This window comes from Streptomyces griseorubiginosus, from assembly GCF_001514195.1.
GTDB lineage: Bacteria > Actinomycetota > Actinomycetes > Streptomycetales > Streptomycetaceae > Streptomyces > Streptomyces griseorubiginosus.
Map to the genome: position 1 here is coordinate 157119 of NZ_KQ948737.1, position 16870 is coordinate 173988.

The 16870-nt window shown below is 71.0% G+C and carries 16 protein-coding genes; 11 read left to right on the top strand and 5 right to left on the bottom strand.

Features of this window, described 5'->3' with window-relative positions; genetic code table 11:
- The first annotated feature begins 226 nt into the window (after positions 1-226).
- Positions 227-694 (top strand): SRPBCC family protein, encoded by a 468-nt coding sequence (locus tag AQJ54_RS19270; protein ID WP_062019433.1) that lies wholly within the window; start codon positions 227-229, stop codon positions 692-694.
- Positions 695-924: 230 nt separating this feature from the next.
- Here AQJ54_RS19270 and AQJ54_RS19275 read toward each other — a convergent pair whose 3' ends face one another.
- On the bottom strand, positions 925-1584 hold the full coding sequence (locus tag AQJ54_RS19275; RefSeq protein WP_062238922.1) for a hypothetical protein: 660 nt from the start codon (positions 1582-1584) through the stop codon (positions 925-927).
- Between the two features lie 353 nt (positions 1585-1937).
- Entirely contained in the window at positions 1938-2522 is a 585-nt protein-coding gene (locus tag AQJ54_RS19280) for a hypothetical protein (protein WP_062238924.1), read from the bottom strand.
- Between the two features lie 179 nt (positions 2523-2701).
- Between AQJ54_RS19280 and AQJ54_RS19285 the strand changes: the two genes are divergently transcribed.
- Positions 2702-3334, top strand: a complete 633-nt coding sequence (locus AQJ54_RS19285) for a TetR/AcrR family transcriptional regulator (RefSeq protein WP_062238926.1) — start codon at positions 2702-2704, stop codon at positions 3332-3334.
- Between the two features lie 158 nt (positions 3335-3492).
- On the opposite strand, the gene AQJ54_RS19290 is transcribed toward AQJ54_RS19285, so the two are convergent.
- Positions 3493-3951: a MarR family winged helix-turn-helix transcriptional regulator gene (locus AQJ54_RS19290; protein ID WP_062238928.1), complete on the bottom strand. Its 459-nt coding sequence runs from the start codon at positions 3949-3951 to the stop codon at positions 3493-3495.
- 93 nt (positions 3952-4044) lie between these two features.
- Entirely contained in the window at positions 4045-5316 is a 1272-nt protein-coding gene (locus tag AQJ54_RS19295) for a sulfite oxidase (RefSeq protein ID WP_062238930.1), read from the bottom strand.
- Positions 5317-5867: 551 nt separating this feature from the next.
- On the opposite strand from AQJ54_RS19295, the gene AQJ54_RS45675 reads away from it, so the two are divergent.
- The gene (locus AQJ54_RS45675) at positions 5868-6617 is read left to right on the top strand and encodes an IclR family transcriptional regulator domain-containing protein (protein WP_062238932.1); all 750 of its coding nucleotides are present in this window, start codon (positions 5868-5870) and stop codon (positions 6615-6617) included.
- Positions 6618-6651: 34 nt separating this feature from the next.
- Here AQJ54_RS45675 and AQJ54_RS19305 read toward each other — a convergent pair whose 3' ends face one another.
- Complete coding sequence (locus AQJ54_RS19305) at positions 6652-7494, bottom strand: IclR family transcriptional regulator (protein WP_079069974.1); 843 nt, start codon at positions 7492-7494, stop codon at positions 6652-6654.
- Between the two features lie 169 nt (positions 7495-7663).
- Here AQJ54_RS19305 and AQJ54_RS19310 point away from each other — a divergent pair, with 169 nt between their 5' ends.
- From AQJ54_RS19310 to AQJ54_RS19345, 8 genes are all read left to right on the top strand, one after another.
- Positions 7664-8563: an ABC transporter substrate-binding protein gene (locus tag AQJ54_RS19310; protein ID WP_062238934.1), complete on the top strand. Its 900-nt coding sequence runs from the start codon at positions 7664-7666 to the stop codon at positions 8561-8563.
- Positions 8560-9390, top strand: a complete 831-nt coding sequence (locus tag AQJ54_RS19315; RefSeq protein WP_062238936.1) for an amino acid ABC transporter permease — start codon at positions 8560-8562, stop codon at positions 9388-9390. Before AQJ54_RS19310 ends, AQJ54_RS19315 begins: the two co-directional genes overlap by 4 nt.
- Positions 9390-10139 (top strand): amino acid ABC transporter ATP-binding protein, encoded by a 750-nt coding sequence (locus tag AQJ54_RS19320; protein ID WP_062238937.1) that lies wholly within the window; start codon positions 9390-9392, stop codon positions 10137-10139. The genes AQJ54_RS19315 and AQJ54_RS19320 overlap by 1 nt, the downstream gene beginning before the upstream one ends.
- Positions 10136-11047: a homocysteine S-methyltransferase gene (gene mmuM / locus AQJ54_RS19325; RefSeq protein ID WP_062238939.1), complete on the top strand. Its 912-nt coding sequence runs from the start codon at positions 10136-10138 to the stop codon at positions 11045-11047. Before AQJ54_RS19320 ends, mmuM begins: the two co-directional genes overlap by 4 nt.
- A 387-nt stretch (positions 11048-11434) precedes the next feature.
- Complete coding sequence (locus AQJ54_RS19330; protein WP_062238941.1) at positions 11435-12418, top strand: isopenicillin N synthase family dioxygenase; 984 nt, start codon at positions 11435-11437, stop codon at positions 12416-12418.
- A 227-nt stretch (positions 12419-12645) separates the two neighbouring features.
- Positions 12646-13872, top strand: a complete 1227-nt coding sequence (locus AQJ54_RS19335; protein ID WP_062238944.1) for an acyl-CoA dehydrogenase family protein — start codon at positions 12646-12648, stop codon at positions 13870-13872.
- 399 nt (positions 13873-14271) lie between these two features.
- Positions 14272-15426: an LLM class flavin-dependent oxidoreductase gene (locus tag AQJ54_RS19340; protein ID WP_062238945.1), complete on the top strand. Its 1155-nt coding sequence runs from the start codon at positions 14272-14274 to the stop codon at positions 15424-15426.
- Entirely contained in the window at positions 15423-16823 is a 1401-nt protein-coding gene (locus tag AQJ54_RS19345) for an NtaA/DmoA family FMN-dependent monooxygenase (protein WP_062238947.1), read from the top strand. The genes AQJ54_RS19340 and AQJ54_RS19345 overlap by 4 nt, the downstream gene beginning before the upstream one ends.
- The last annotated feature ends 47 nt before the right edge of the window (positions 16824-16870 follow it).

Genomic DNA, 16870 nt, shown 5'->3' on the forward strand with positions numbered 1-16870 from the left:
TCGGCGGCCGGTGGCCGACCGGATGCAGGTGACGGACTGCCGCGTCTGGGAGGTGGGCCGCGAGCGTGGAGTGGAGAGCTCGCGAGCGTGGAGTGGAGAGCTGGGGAGTGGCGGACGATCTGCGGATCGGGGCGCACGCCGCTGCGTGCATCCGTCGGATGCGCCATGGGGGAAGTAGTCGTGCTGGGACAGGCGGGTGAATGGTCGGTACGGAACGGAGGGCTCTGTGATCGAAGTCGAGCGTGTGATGACGCTGGACCATCCCTTGACCGACGTGGTGGGCTTTCTCTCCGACTTCGCGAACACCGAGATGTGGGACCCGGGCACCGTCACCTGTGACCGCGTCGACAGCGGGCCGGTGTCCGTAGGAGCCGAGTGGCGCAACGTCTCCGTCTTCAGAGGTCACCGCACCGAGCTGCTTTACCGACTGGCCCGCTTCGACCCCGACCATCTGATCTTCGTCGGACGCAACAAGACGGCCACATCCACGGACGACCTGCGCTTCGAGGACGCCGGTGGGCGAACCCGGCTCATCTACCGGGCGCGGATCGAGTTCGGGGGGCTCGCCCGGCTGGCCACTCCCCTGCTGAAGCGGGAGTTCGAGCGACTCGGCGACGAAGTGAGCGAGCGACTGCCCCGGGCCGTCGACCATGCTCTCGGCACCTCGTCGTCGTGGGGCGACCAGCCTTTGTGATCCCAGACAGATTCGCGCGCTTCCACGTCGACTACTGTCTTCGCTGCCAGACTCGACGGGCCGATCACCAGGTGTGGCACCAGCTCAACTCACCTATAAAACTGGCTGGTTGTCCAAAGGCGTGACCCCAAACCGCAGTCGGCCCCGTGGTGCCCGGGCTCGAAGGCCGGGGACCACGGGCCGCTCGGTGCGCGTGCGGTCCGGGTCGGAGGACCGGTGCGGAGGCCGGGTCAGAGGACCGGTGCGGGGGCGGGCGTACGGCGTGCGGCGCTGCGGTAGGTGGAGATGCCCACCGCGAGCAGCCAGTAGCTCAGCAGCGCCCCCATCAGGGCCGTGCTGCCCCACCCGTTCGCCGCGTAGAAGTGCGCGGGGGTGTTGCCGAAGAACAGGGACGGCACGAAGGCCAGGTTCACCGCGGCAAGGACGTAGGCCGAGCGGCCGACCCAGCGGGGCAGCAGGTTCGGGCGGGTGACCGCGTAGCCGAACGCGGTCAGGAACAGTGCGAGCAGCAGGCGGCCGATCGAACCGTAGAGGATGTACGTGCCGTTGACCGTGATGGTGGGGTCGATCGGGTGGTCGGCGGCGATGACGGCGCCGGCCTCCAGCCCGCTGGAGACCAGGGTGACGGTCGCGTAGACCAGTCCGGTGGCGAAGGCCACCGTGCCGACCCATTCGTATGCGGGGTTCACCTGCTTGATCAGTTCACGCACACCGGTGACGAAGAGGATCAGGGCCGCGAGCGCGACGATGCCGATCAGCAGGCGCGTCAGCACGTTGGCGTCCGGCGGCGGCCCCGAGTAGAGGAAGTACAGGGGCACTTCGATGATGAAGCAGACCGCCGCCGTGATGCCGGCCAGTCCCGTCGCGCGCCTGGCGAGGATGTCGTTCATGTCGTTTCCCCCGAAGTGAGTGTGTCCGGCGCAGTTCCTTGTCGGCGTGATGCCGACGAGGAAACTCTCCCGCGCACCGGCCTCCAGGTCGCTGGGGCTGGACACCGGATCGGGGGTGGGGCTGGGGACACCACCCAGCCGCGCAGGAGCTGGCACCTCTACTCCGCAGCGTCGACCACATCACCGACTCCGCGCTGGAGGGCTTCTGCCCCTGCCTCCGTACCCTTGGCGGCTCTGGCGCGGAGCCCCGCCCGGCCGGCAACTGCACCGCGGAGTGAGCCGCTTCGCGGCGACGTTGGGCCGTTGACGATGCCGGCCACCATGCTGTCGACGCCGGCTGTGTGGTGGGTCCGTCAGTTGCCGTCGCCGAGGCTCGGGTTTGCGTTGTGTCGGAGGCGCAGCGCGGAGACGAGGAAGAAGATGCCGCCCAGCAGGGCGTAACCGGCCAGACTGCTCAGCGAGGGGTCCGGGGCGCCGGCCTGCCGGAGGAACGACAGCCCGGCGAGCACGGAGATGCCGCCGCTGGCGATCATCGCCCACTGGCCACCGAGCTCGCGTCGCCGGACAGCGACGATGAGCTGGACGAGGCCTGCCGTGACGGCCCAGGCCCCCCACACGCGCAGAACCCCCGGTATGCCGGAGGCGACCGCGAAGGCCAGTCCGACGGCGGCGAGCCCACTGATCGCCATGTTGACGTAGAGCCCGGGAGCGGACCCGCTCGCTCGGGAGGAGCGGGCATCCACGACGGCGGCGACCACGTCGAACAGCGGGTAGATGACGAGCAGCGTCGCGCTCACCGGTCCGATGCTCGACGCGGTCGAGAAGAGCGCGACGGCCCAGAGCAAAGCGAACCCGAAGCGTACGAAGTAGAGCCGCCGGAGTGCTGACGCGACGACGTCAGGGGCAGAAGCGGGCGCGGGGGCAGTGGTCGTGGTCATGACTGTTCCTTTCCAAAGGCTGTTGGATCCGGTGCATGCCGGCGTCGAGCAGGGCAGGGCAGGGCAGCAGCATGCCCGCTGAACCCTAGGGAGAAAGACCGTTCTCTCTTGCTCTCTGGAGCCTGACACGACTCCTCGACGAGCGCAAGACCGATCGTTCTTTCTGCTACGGTGGAAGCATGGCCACCCGGACACGACCCGCCACCGACACCGCGAACGGCAGCTCATCGGGAGAGCCGGTCCGCTCCGAGGCGCGAGAGCGCCTGCTGTCCACGGCCAGCGGGCTGTTCTACCGCGAAGGCATCAGGGCGGTCGGCGTCGAACGGATCCTTGCCGAGGCCCCGGCCACGCGGGCGACGTTCTACCGGCACTTCCCCTCGAAGGAAGACCTCGTGGTCGCCTATCTGCGCGGCGTCGACACCGCCACCCGGGCCGATGTGCAGGCGGCCATCGAGGCCGCGCCGTCCCCGGCCGACGCACTGCGCGCGATCGGGACCGCTCTCGCCGACAGCCTGGCCTCACCGGAGTTCCGCGGCTGCGCGTTCCTCAAGGCCGCCGCCGAGTACCCCGACCCCGAGGACCCGGTACGCCAGGTGATCCTCGATCACCGCGCCTGGTACACGACCACCCTCACCGACCTCTTCGCGCAGGTCTTCGGGGACTCACCTCGTCGCGGCAAACCGGAACACGCCGCCCGGCACTTCGTCATGATGCGCGACGGCGCGATGAGCGGCGCCCATCTCGACGGCGCCGAAAGCGTCGGCGCCGCGTTCCACCGCGGCCTTGAGGGCATGCTCACCATGCTTCACTGAGCAGCCACCCGTCGTCGGGCAACGCAGCAACGCACGGAGGCATCACCGCCAGGACCGGCAGTCGCCCCACCCCGGGATTCAGCCGGACAACCCTCAGCTGGAGCCGCCTCATGGCCGGGGCGCAGCCGGTGCCGGGAGACTGAGCTCCCGAGGTAACGCTAGTGGTGCCAAGCGCGCCCGCCCGTGTTGTGGATGAACCGCTGCAACACCTTGAGGGTGATCAGGTACTCCTCGTCCGAGACATCCGCGTGCCGTTCCGCCCAGAGCTCGTCCTGAAGAGTCGCCGCTTTGTCATAGAAGGCTTTGCCGGCATCCGTGAGGCTCAGGCGTCCCTCCGTGTCCTCGGTGATCCAGTCCTGGGCGATGGCCCGGTCGATCTCCGAGTCCATGTGGTCCAGGCCGACCTCCAGATAGCCCTGAAGGATGCGGGCCACTTCCGTACGGGTCTTCGGGGTGTCTGCGCGTGCCACCTGCGCGAGGACCCACCACTGCGGCTGGGTGGTGCCGATCTCTGCGAGAGCGGTCCGGGTGCGGGTGATGACGGCCTTGTGGGCCGCCCAACTCCAGTAGCCGATGGGCTGCTTGCTCAGGTCGGTGTCGCTGTGTGAGTACTCCATGACCGGGCCCCTGCCGTTGTCTGCGTCGGTTCGACAGGATCGACCGTAGAAACTGAACTGGACTTGAGGTCAAGGGCGTGCCAGCCGACTCGGTCAGACCACGGTCACCGGGTGGCGGACCACCGCGTCGAAGAGATAGCCCTGGGTGTTGAACACGGCCGTGTCGGGTTGAGTACGGCCCGCCGTGTCCGTGGCGCGTGCCAGCAGGTGTGTCGGGCCGGGAGTGCCGGGCGTCCAGGGGACGGACCAGCGCGTCCATGTGCCGGAACGCGGTCGGTCGTGCAGTCGGGCCCGCCGCCACTTCGTCCCGCCGTCGGTGCTGACGTCGACTCGCGCGACGGCGCCCGCTCCCGACCAGGACCTGCCGTGCAGCACCTGGCTCTGCCCCGCCGGGAACGTCGCGCCGCTCGCCAGCTCGAAGGCGCTCTTGATCGTCTGCCGGGTGAGCGGCTTGCTGCCCTCCTGCGGGTAGGCGGGGCCGAACAGCCGGTAGAAGGTGGTGTTCCACGGCGAGTACAACGGCTGGGCCGACACCTCGATGTCGCCGACCCACTTGATCGAGGCGATCCCCACCCACGACGGCACCAGCACGCGCACCGGATACCCGTGGTCGTACGGAAGCGGCTCGCCGTTCATCTCGTACGCGAGCAGTACGTCGTCCAGCGCCTTGGCCAGCGGCAGCGGGCGGCGCACCCGGCCCAGGCTCTCCCCTCCGCTGACGTACTCGGCGTCGAGGCCACGGGGCTGCACGTCCACGGCGTACGGGGACAGCCCGGCCCTGCGCAGCACGTCGGCCAGTCGCACCCCGCGCCAGCGCGCGACGCCGACCGCGCCCAGCGTCCACGCGGTGCCGGTGACCGTCTCGCCCTGCTGAGTCGAGTAGTAGCTGCGGCCGTTTCCGGCGCACTCGACGAAGGCGGTACGGGTGACGGCGGGCAGGGCGCGTAGATCGTCGTAGCCGAACTCCACCGGCCTGTCCTCGCCGGGTGTGCCGCGCAGCCCGTCACCCCACAGTCTCAACCGCCATTCGTCGGCGTCCAGGACGGGCGTCGCGGTGTGGTTGCGGACGAAGAACAGCTCGTTGGGGGTGTGGTGGCCGGTTCCGCGCAGCGCCTCCCAGCGGGTCTCGGCATTGGTGCCGCGTGGGATGAACCACGCGGGCGGCAGCGGCTTGACGATCGTCGGGTCGGCGGCGCGAGCGGGTTCCGGCGCGGGGAGTCCGGTGGCGGCGGCGGTCGCGGCCAGCAGCGTCAGCAGCCGGCGCCGTGTGACACCTTCCGCTCTGGCTTCCCCTGCTAGCCACTGGCGCAGCCTGCGGCGGTCGTAGGCGATCTCGTGGTGGTCGGCGGAACCGGCAGCAGACATGGCTGTCCCGTCATGGGTGGTGGGTGGGGTGGGGGAAACGGGCGCGGGCGGAGCGCGGCTCCGACACGCCGTCCAGCGGCCTCGGCAGACCTGCACGGACGGAAATGGCGACCGACAGCGCACGCGTGACACGGCCGTCGAAGGAGAGAAGCCGGGGAGAGAACCAGTCAGACGGAGAGTCGACACAGCGCGGCGGCGACCCGGACGAAGTCCACGGCGCGGCGACGGGTCAGAGGCTCCGGCGGAAACATGACGCGATGCAAGCACGTCGTCCGGGTGGTGTCAACGAAGCCGTTGCGCAGAGCAGTTGGGGCTCCTGCGCGGCTCAGGTCGGACACGGGCGGGTGCTGTGGCGCGGGCCGGCAGTTCGAGTCCGAGGTTCTCGCGGAGCGGGATGCGACGTGCGTTGCGTTGCGCTGACCCTGACTCCCGTCGAACCGGGCAAGTTCCCCGGCGGTGCGCAGATCGGTGTGAGCCACGGCATCATCCGCTGCCGCTGGAGCGCGGGACCTCAAGGCCGCCTGCCGACGTGCGCGGGTAGCATCCCGCGCATGGACGTGGCGACGGGTGCACTGCCCAGAGGGCTCGGGCTGGTGGAGCGGGTGGTCCGGGGGGAGCTCGACAGCCGAGGGGGGCCCGGGGTGGTCCGGCTGGCTGAGGAGAGCGGGCTGGACAAGGGGCAGGCGTCGCGGTTGCTGCGGGATCTGGTCGGCACCGGGACGCTCGCCCGGGACGGGAACGAGTTCCGTGCCGGGGCGGATCTGCTGGCCGTCGCGGCGGAGGCCGGACCGTGGGGCGTGGAAAACCGTGCGCTGCTTCGGGAGTTGGTGGTCCGGTTCGGGGCGTGCGCGTACGTGGACGTGCTCTGTGGGGCGATGGTGCTCTCGGTGCGGGCCGAGTTGGCGGCCTGGGCCGAGTTCTCGTGGGCGCGGGCGGGGCGGCTGACGCCGGTCTGGTGCACCGGGGCGGGGCGGGCGCTGCTCTTCGACCACTCGCGGGCGGAGGTGGCTCAACTCCTGGGCGGTGAGGACTTCATCGGGGCGGGCGGGCCCTACGCACCGCGCACGGTGGACGATCTGCTGGCACGGGTCGCCGCGGACGCCGGGCGCGGGGTCGCCGTGTGCGAGAGCGAGTACGACGAGGACGTGCTGGAGGTGGCCGCGCCGGTACGGGATCCTCGCGGGGGCGTCGTGGCGGCGGTCAGCGCGGTCGTGCCGCACGCGGCCGCACGGGACGACAGGGACGAGATCGTCGCCGCGATCGGTGACGCGGCGGCGCGACTGGCCATCCTGCTCGGCTGAACCTCGGCTCGGCTACGGCCTCGGATACGGCCGCTCAGTCCCGGTCCGACTTCCCGTCCGTCTTCTTGTCCGTCTCCTTGTCCGTCTTCTTGTCCGTCTCCTCGTCCGTCTCGTGGTCCGTCGAGCGCAGTGCCGCGGTCAGCCAGTCGCTCCAGCGGACCACCGAGTCCGCGCAGGCCGCCGTCGCCGGCTCCAGACGGCGGCGGGGGCCTACGACCTGTACCGCGGCGACGATCTCCCCGCGGAAGTCCCTGACCGGAGCGGCGAGCGAGTACAGGCCGGGTTCGGCCTCCTGGTCGACGATCGTGTAGCCCCGCTTGCGGGCCGTGTTCAGGCGGGCCAGGAAGTCGTCGAGGTCAGCCGGGGTGTTGGGGCCGTGGCGGACGAAGGCGGTCCGGGCGAAGACGGCGGCGACCTCGGTGTCGTCGGCGTCGAACAGCAGGGCCTGTCCGGCGTCGCTGCAATAGGCGGGGTAGGCGCGGCCCACCCAGGAGACGAACGAGGACAGCGCGGGCGGCATCGACTCCAGGATGGTCACCGAGCTGGCGCCCCGCAGGACTCCCAGGTAGGCGCACTCCCCCGTGTCGGCGGCGACGCCCTCCAGCGCGGTGCGGCCGTCTCGGCGCAGCCGTGCCTCGGTGATCTGCTGGGCCCGCGCGTAGAGCTCCCAGGCGACGGAGTAGCGCAGCGAGGCGGGATCACGGCGTAGGAACCGGGCCGTCTCGAGGCTGCGCAGGATGCGGGAGACCTGGCTTCGTTCGCGGCCCAGCAGCGCGGCGACCTCGGCGGCGGTGTGGCCACGCGGGTCCTGCGACGGGTGCTGGGCGAAGAGGCGGAGCACGGCCAGGCCGCGTTTCAGGCTGCTGTCGGTGGTCATCGGGGGCCGAGCATAGCGCCAGGCCGCGGTGCCGCCGCGCCTCTTCATTGCGGGAACATTGCAGCTTCGTTGCACCCTACGTGCATCATGAGCAACTGGACTTGCCTATTACGCATCCACGGATAGTCTCCAGCCATCCCCTGCATTTCATGCTCATCAGGAGTTCGCCTTGTCCGCTCTGCGCCCGCTAGTCCTCCTCGGTTCCGCGACGCTGCTTCTGGCGGGCTGCGCCGATCCCTCCCAGTCGGCCGACGCCTCCACCAGCCCGTCGTCCGGCACTTCTGCCGCCGCCCCGATCGCGAAGAACGCCGCGCTCGCCGCCAAGGTCCCGGCCGCGTTGAAGGCGAGCGGGATCAAGATCGCCAGCGACGTCAGCTACCCGCCGATGGACTTCTTCGCCGCCGACAACAAGACGGTCGTCGGCGCCGAGGCCGACCTCGACAAGGCCCTCGGCACCGTCCTGGGCGTCAAGGTCACCATCGTCAACGTGCCCTTCGACTCGATCCTGCCCGGCCTCCAGTCGGGTAAGTACCAGCTCGGCGTCTCCTCCTTCACGGACACCGCCGAGCGGGAGAAGGTCGTCGACTTCGTCACCTACTTCGACGCGGGCACGTCCCTGCTGGTCCCGGCCGGCAACCCCAAGGGGCTCAAGCCCGGGGGCGACTCGCTGTGCGGCCGTTCGGTCGCCGTGGCGAAGGGGTCCACCCAGGCCCTCGAAGACGTGCCGGCCCGCGCCAAGACCTGCAAGACGCCGATCAAGGTCAGCACCTTCCCGGACGGCACCGGCGTGAACCTCGCCGTCACCAGCGGCCGCGCCGACGCCGCCCTCGCCGACTCCCCGGTCGCCTCGTACGCCGCCAAGCAGTCCGGCGGCAAGCTGGAGGTGGCCGGCGACTCCTACGGCAACGCGCCCTTCGGCATCGCCGTACCGAAGAACAGTGAGCTGACCGGGCTGCTCAAGTCGGCGCTGGAGGACCTCAAGGCAAGTGGCGGGTACGAGCAGGTCCTCGCCAAGTGGGGCCTCGAGTCCGGCGCCCTGGACAAGTTCGAGATCAACGCGGCCTCATGAGCGCGGAGTTGCCGGTCTACCGCCGTCGCAGGCCGGGCCAGTGGGTGCTGACCCTCGTGGTCGTGCTGCTGGCCGCGAGCCTGCTCCGGTCGCTGATCACCAACCGGCGCTTCGGCTGGGACACGGTCGGCGCCTGGCTGTTCAGCCGGACCGTGATGACGGGCCTGCTGACCACTCTGGAGCTCACCGCCGTCGCGATGGCGATCGGACTCGTGCTCGGCATCGCGCTGGCGCTCATGCGGCTGTCGGACAACCCGGTGGCCCGGAGCGTCAGTTGGGCGTACATCTGGCTGTTCCGGGGCACCCCGCTCCTGGTCCAGCTGCTGTTCTGGGGATTCATCTCCGCGCTCTACCCGACACTTTCGCTGCACCTGCCCCTCCTGCCGGCGATCGGTGACGTCCCCGCGAACTCCGTCATCACGACCTTCGCCGCGGCCCTGCTCGGTCTCGGTCTCAACGAGGCCGCCTATCTCGCCGAGATCATCCGGGCCGGGATCGTCTCCGTCGACCCCGGGCAGCTGGAGGCGGCGGACGCGCTGGGTCTGTCCCGGGTCAGGACGCTGCGCCGGATCGTGCTGCCGCAGGCGATGCGGGTGATCATCCCGCCGGTCGGCAACGAGACCATCTCCATGCTCAAGACGACCTCCCTGGTGAGCGTGCTGGCCTACGCGGAACTGCTGTACTCCGTGCAGATCGTCTACTCCCGCACCTACCAGACGATCCCGCTGCTGATCGTCGCCAGCATCTGGTACCTGGCCGTCACGACCCTGCTGAACGTCGGCCAGCACTACCTGGAACGGCACTTCGCGAAGGGCGGCAGCCGATGATGATCGAGGCCACCGGTGTCCGCAAGTCCTTCGCCGGGCGTGAAGTGCTGCGCGGAATCGACCTCTCCGTACCGCGCGGGTCGGTCACGTGTGTGATCGGGCCCTCCGGGTCGGGGAAGTCGACCTTCCTGCGGTGCGTGAACCGTCTGGAGCGGCCCGACGGCGGCCGGATCCTGGTGGACGGCGATCCGATCGGCTACGAGCCGTACCGGGACGGACTGCGCGAACTGCGCCGCCGTGACCTGGCCCGGCAGCGCCGTGACATCGGCATGGTCTTCCAGCGCTTCCACCTCTTCCCGCACCTGACGGCTCTCGCCAACGTCGTCGAGGGCCCGGTCGGCGCGGGCCGCCCGCGCGCCGAGGCGACCAAGGAGGCGCTCGCGCTCCTGGACCGGGTCGGGCTGGCCGACCGACGCGACGCCTACCCCGCCCAGCTCTCCGGCGGCCAGCAGCAACGCGTCGCCATCGCCCGCGCGTTGGCCATGCGGCCCAAGCTCATGCTGTTCGACGAGCCGACCTCGGCCCTAGACCCGGAGCTGGTCGGCGAGGTGCTGGACGTGATGCGCGGCCTGGCCGCCGACGGCATGACGATGCTCGTCGTCACCCACGAACTGGGCTTCGCCCGCGAGGTCGCCGACGAGATCGTCTTCTTCGACGACGGACAGATCCTGGAGTCCGGACCGCCCTCCCGCGTCCTGACCGCGCCTGAACATCCCCGTACCCGCGACTTCGTGACGAGAGTGCTGTGACGACCTTCCGCGACGCCCTGGCCGCCGGCCCCCTCGTCCTCGACGGCGGCATGTCCAACGAGCTGGAGGCCCAGGGCCACGACCTGAGCGGCACCCTCTGGTCCGCCCGCCTGCTCCGCGACGACCCCGACGCGATCGCCGCCGTCCACCGCGCCTACTACGCGGCCGGCGCGCAGGTCGCCATCACGGCCGGCTACCAGGCCACTTACGACGGTTTCGCCCGGCTGGGCATCTCCCGCACGGAGACCACGGCACTGCTGCGACGCAGCGTGTCGCTGGCTCGTGAGGCCGCCGACGCTGCCGAGGGCCCTTTCGCCGGGCGGCGTTGGGTCGCGGCGTCCGTGGGGCCGTACGGCGCGATGCTGGCGGACGGCTCGGAATACCGGGGGGACTACGGCCTCAGCGTGGCCGAGCTGACCCGTTTCCACCGGCCCCGGCTGGAAGCGCTGGCCGAGGCGGGCCCCGACGTCTTCGCCGTAGAGACCATTCCCGATCTGCGCGAGGCCGAGGCCGTGCTGATCGCCCTGGAGGGGCTCGGTATCCCGGCCTGGCTCTCGTACAGCATCCGCGGGACGACCACCAGCGCGGGCCAGCCGCTCAGCGAGGCCTTCGCGCTGGCCCGCAGCAGCGACGCCGTCCTCGCCACGGGGGTGAACTGCGCCCCCGCCGCCGACGCGAGCGCAGCGCTGGCCCTCGTCTCAGGACTGCCGGGAGTCGTCTACCCGAACGGTGGCGGCCTCTGGGACCCCGAATCCCGCAGCTGGAAGGGCGCGCAGGACGAGATCGCGGACCTCGCGCCCGCCTGGCTCCGCTCCGGCGCGGCACTCGTCGGCGGCTGCTGCCGGGTCGGCCCGGCGGAGATCAAGGAGCTGGCCGACTGCGTGGGGGCTGCGGCGACGGACCGCTGAGGGGTTGTCCTGCGGCCGAGCGCGCGCGTCGGCCGCGGCCGGGGCTACGCGGGCGGACCGCTGAACGGCGTCCCAAGGCCAGACGCGCGCCGCCCGCGCCGAGGCCGCGCCGACAGACCCCTGAGCTGCACCCCGAAACCCACCGCACGCGCCGACCATGCCGGCGGATCGCTGAGCGGCATCCCAAAGCCGCGCGCACGCACCGACCACGCCGAGGCCGCGCCGGCAGACCCCTGAGCTGCACTCCAAGGCCCACCGCACGCGCCGACCGTGCCCGACGGATCACTGAGCGGCATCCCAAGGCCGAGCGCACACCCGCACGCCCAAGTACCCCCATCCCCGACCGCCCCTCCCCCGAACCCGCACCGCCCGCAAGGAACGCCACCCATGTCCCAGCCCACCTCCCTCCCGGTGATCGACCTCTCCGCCCCCGACCGTGACGCGCTCCACCGGGCCGCCCGCGACGTCGGCTTCTTCCAGTTGGTCGGCCACGGCGTCACCGCCGCCGAACAGAGCCGGCTGCTCAGTACCGCCCGCGACTTCTTCGCCATGCCCGAGGCCGACCGGCTCGCCCTCGACAACCTCAACTCGCCCCACTTCCGCGGCTACACGCGCATCGGCAACGAGCACACCCAGGGCCGACGGGACTGGCGCGACCAGCTCGACATCAGCAACGAGCTGCCCGCTCGCGTACCCGCCCCGGGCGAGCCACCGTACTGGTGGCTTGAGGGGCCGAACCAGTGGCCCACTGCTCTGCCCGAGCTGCGGGAGGTCTCGCTGGAGTGGATGGGCAGGCTCAGCACGGTCGCCCACCGGCTGCTGCACGAACTGCTCGCGGCCGTCGGCGGCCCCGAGGACTTCTACGACGCCGCCTTCTCCGGCCACCCCCGCAACCACCTCAAGCTGGTCCGCTATCCCGGGCGGGCCCCGCAGGGCGACGACCAGGGCGTCGGTGTGCACAAGGACTACGGGTTCCTGACCCTGCTGCTGACGGACGAGGTGCCCGGACTCCAGGTGGAGACGCCGGACGGGCAGGGCTTCATCGACGTACCGAATCTGCCGGGCGCGTTCGTGGTGAACCTCGGCGAGTTGCTGGAGGTCGCGACGAACGGCTACCTCAAGGCGACGAACCACCGCGTGGTCTCCCCTCCTGGATCACGCGAGCGCTACTCCGCACCGTTCTTCTACAACCCCCGGCTCGACGCCCGGATCGCCCCGCTGCCCTTCCCGGGCGCGTCGGATGCTGACGGCGTGACGCAGGACCCCGACAACCCGCTCTTCGCGGAGTTCGGCTGGAACGAGCTCAAGGGCTGGGTCCGCGCCCACCCCACGGTGGTGAGGAAGCATCATCCCGAGCTGACGATCGCGTGACGGTCAGCGCGACAGGGGCAGCACTTGGTCTCCGGCACGGCTGATCCCCTGCGGCAGGGACGGCTGACCAGGCGGTCCCGCTCCCCCGCCCCCCCCACTTCCCGGACGTGGTGCACGACGTCGATTTCGAGACGGCCACACTCCCTGACACGCACATTCCCTATAATTCCTATCGGATTACTAGGGAACTAGGGATCATTCCGACGACGCTTGAGGAGACCACCACCATGGGACTTGCCCCCATGCCGTCCCCGCCCACCTCGGCGTCCGACCCGATCGGGCCCGGCCGCGCCCACTGGTTGCACGTGGCCCACGAGCTGGCGGACGATCTGGCCACAGACGCGGCGGCCAGGGAGCACGCGGGCAAGCTCCCCTTCGACGAGGTGTCCAGACTCCGTGAGTCGGGCCTGCTGACGCTGCTCATACCGGCCGAACTCGGCGGAGGCGGCGCGGACTGGCCCACCGCGTTCGCGGTCGTCCGGGCGATCGCCGGCACCGACGCCGCGATCGCCCAGCTACTGGGCTCCCACTGCTTCCTGTCCTGGAGCGCACGGTGCTTCACCGAGCCCGAGCTCGCCGCTCGGATCGAACAGCGATCCGCCATGGAGCAGTGGTGTTGGGGCGGCGGTTTCGCCCCTCAGGACGTCCCGCTGACCCTGACCAGGAAAGGGAAGGGCTACGTCCTCGAGGGGCGGCAGAGCTATGCCGCCGGAGTTCTCGTCGCCGACCGCCTGGCGGTGCGGGCCGTGCGGGCCGGCAGCGGCGAGCCGGTCGCCGTCGTCGTCGATCCCACCCGTCGCGGTGTGCGGATCGACGACGCGGACACCTTCGGTCAACGGCTCGCGGCGGGAGGCAGTGTGGAGTTCGACGCCGTACCGGTCGCCGCCCAGGACGTCCTCGGCTCCCTGGCCGCCGACGACGACGTGCTGTCGCCGTCGACCGCTCTCGCCTCACCGATCGGGCGCCTCCTCTCCGTCCAGCTCCTGCTCGGCCTCGCGGAGGGCGTACTGGCCGAGGCACGCGAGTACTGCCGGGCCGCCCACTCCTCCTGGAGCCTGTCCTGGCCGGACGGCTCTCCCCAGGATCCCCATGTGCTGGCCACCTACGGGGAACTCACCGTCCTCACCCGCTCCGCCGCCGCCCTCACCGATCAGGCACAGGCGGCCGTCCACGGCGGACTGGTACGCGGCGAGGACCTCACCTACGACGAGCACGCGGACATCTCGGTGCAGGTCACGATGGCCGAGGCCGCCGCTTCCAGGGCCGCGCAGGAATCCACCAGCCGTGCCCTCGACGTCGTCGGCTCCCGCTCCGCCTCCGCCCGGCTGGGCCTCGACCGCTTCTGGCGCAACGCGCGCACCCAGACCCTGCACCGGCCCGTCGCCCACCAGTTCCGCGACGTCGGCGACTACTTCCTCAACGGCGCCCACCCTCCGTTCGTCCTGCCGGCCTGAGGTTCAGACACAAGGTTGGTGCTGCTCCGCGCCCCGGTGCAGGCGGCACGCCGCCCCGGGACCATGACGCTCCGCACGAACACCCTTGACACGCGCAGGGGCCAACGACGTACGTTGAACGTGCAAGTTCCTGACAGGGGAGGCCTTCGATGCACGTACCTGGCGCGGCACCCAAGGGTGCGTGCACGGGTGCGCGGCTCATCACCCGGCGGCATGTCGACTACTGCCGCACCTCCTCCGCCGTCTGTACTTCCGTACACGTCTGACCTCTGCCGGCCCCTCCTGCCGGCCGTCTCCTCGTGTCCCCGCGCCCTGCGCCTTGCGCCTCACACCCTGCGCTGCCCGCCGCCCTGCGCCGCACGGTCACGAGTTCGCGTGCACCTCGGAAGGAACACCCCCTTGTCCAGCCCTGCCCTGCACCTCGCCGTCGAGATCGACGGTGACGGCGCCCACCTCGCGGCCTGGCGCCGCGCCGCCCACTCACCCGACGAGTTGCTCACTCCGCGCCGCGTCTCCCGGGTCGCCGCCGTGGCCGAGAACGCCGGGTTCACCCTGATCACTCTGGACGACGGCGTGCTGCCGCCCGGTGCCGCGCCGAACCCTGTGGGTCGTATCGGCGCGGTGGAGCGGGCGGCCTTCGTCGCGGCGTCCACGAGCACCATCGGGATCGCGCCCGTCGTCCCGGTCACCTATGCCGAACCCTTCCATGTCTCCAGCCAGCTGGCGTCCCTGGACCACATCTCGGCCGGTCGTGCGGGGTGGGTGGTGACGGAGGAGGAGCGTCCCGAGGCGGCCCGGGCCTGGGGACGGCCGCCGGTGGACGGCGCCGACGCGCGGGCCCGGGAGTCCCGGGACGGCGTGGAGGTGGCGCGCGCCCTGTGGGACTCGTGGGAGGACGACGCCGTCATCCGGTCCGTGGCCACCAGCCGCTACCTCGACCGCGAACGGCTCCACTACATCGACTTCACCGGGGACACCTACGCCGTCAAGGGCCCGGCGATCGTCCCGCGCCCGCCTCAGGGACAGCTCGTCGTCCTGGGCCGGCCGGACCAGGTGCCCGCCGCGCAGCTCGACGTGGCGCTCGTCGGGGGCCGCGACCTAGGGTCGGTCAGCGCGGCCGCCGCTGCCGCAGCTGCTGCCGGTACGCCTCGCGTGTTCGCCGAGGTCGAGGTGGCCCTCGACACCCCGGACGCCACGGCCACCGAACGCGTCGCCGACCTGGAACGGCACGCGCCCTGGCGTGACCGGGGAAGACTGCGGCACATCGGTTCCGCGGACCAACTAGTTTCCCTTCTCGCCGAGTTGAGCTACCACGTCGACGGCGTACGGCTGCACCCGCTGGTGCTCGACGAGGACCTGTCCGTCCTCTCCGGCCTCGTCGTGCCGACCCTGTCCGCGCGACGCCTCGTCGCCCGCCCGCTTCCCGGCACGTCCCTTCGCTCGACCCTGGGGCTGGCCCGCCCCGCCAACCGCTTCACCGCCGCTGCCCCTGCTGCCACGGGTACGGCCACTGCCACGGCCACAGCCGCGACCACCCAGGAGGACGTCCGATGACCCGCACCGATCCCCTCGACGTCCCCCGGCCGCACGCCCAGCTGCACTTCGGAGTGTTCTTCCAGGGCGTCAACCACTGGACCATCTGGTCCGCCCCCGACAGCGGTTCCCAGATCGACCCCGCCTCCTTCCGCAGGGTCGCCCAGACCGCCGAACGGGGCCTGTTCGACGCGTTCTTCCTCGGTGAGGGGCTGCGACTGCGCGAGGTCGACGGCAGGATCCACGACCTCGACGTGGCCGGGCGCCCGGACGCCATCACCCAGCTCTCGGCACTCGCCGCGGTCACCCGCCGGATCGGCCTGGTCTCCACGTCCAACTCCACCTTCAACGAACCCGCCGATCTCGCCCGTCGCCTCTCCGGACTCGACCTGCTCTCCGAGGGCCGCGCCGGCTGGAACGTGGTGACCACGGACAACGCCTGGACCGGCGCGAACTTCCGTCGCGGCGGCTACCTCGACCACGCCGACCGCTACCGGCGTGCCGAGGAGTTCCTCACCGTGGCCCGCGCGCTCTGGGACGGCTGGGAGGACGGAGCGATCTCCGACTCCCCGGGTGCACGGGAGTGGTCGACGCCCGGTGCCGTACGTCAAGTGCGGCACCGTGGAACGCAGTTCGACGTCGCCCTCGCCCCGACCCTGCCGCGCAGCGCCCAGGGCCACCCCGTGATCTTCCAGGCCGGTGACTCGGGCGAGGGACGCGACTTCGCGGCCCGCAACGCCGATGTCATCTTCTCCGCGCACGGCAACGACTTCGACGACGCGCTGGCCTTCGCCGAGGACCTGCGCACCCGGCTGCGTGCCGTCGGCCGTCCCGACGACGACCTGAGGATCCTGCCCGGCACCGAGATCATCATCGGCGCCACCGAAGAGGAGGCCCAGGAGAAGAAGCGCTGGATCAGACTCCAACAGGTGACCCCCGCAACGGCGTTGGGGATCGCCGGGCTGCTGTGGGGCATCGACCTGTCCGACCGTGACGCCGACGGGCCCCTGCCCGAGGAGGATCCGGTCGTCGCCGAGAACGACGGCTCCTTCGGCGCCCGGCGCATCGCCGACCCGCGCGCGGTCGTGGCCGAGTGGCGGGCCAAGGCGGAGGCGCACGGCTGGTCGCTGCGCGAGACCGTGATCGCTCTCGGCCCTCAGCGCGGCCACGTCGGCACCCGGTCCGGTCTCGCAGACAAGTTCGCCCACTTCGTACGACACGGAGCGATCGACGGCTTCAACGTCACGCCCTACCTCATCCCCGACGGCCTCGACGACATCGTCGACCTGCTCGTCCCGGAACTGCAGGAACGGGGTCTCTACCGCACCGACTACACCGGCACCACCCTCCGCGACCATCTCGGCCTGCGCGAACCCCTCACCCACCGGTCCGCCCCCGACCACCGACAGGCGGGCTGAGTGCCACATGACCGACATGAAGCTGTCACACACGAACCGGAATGCGG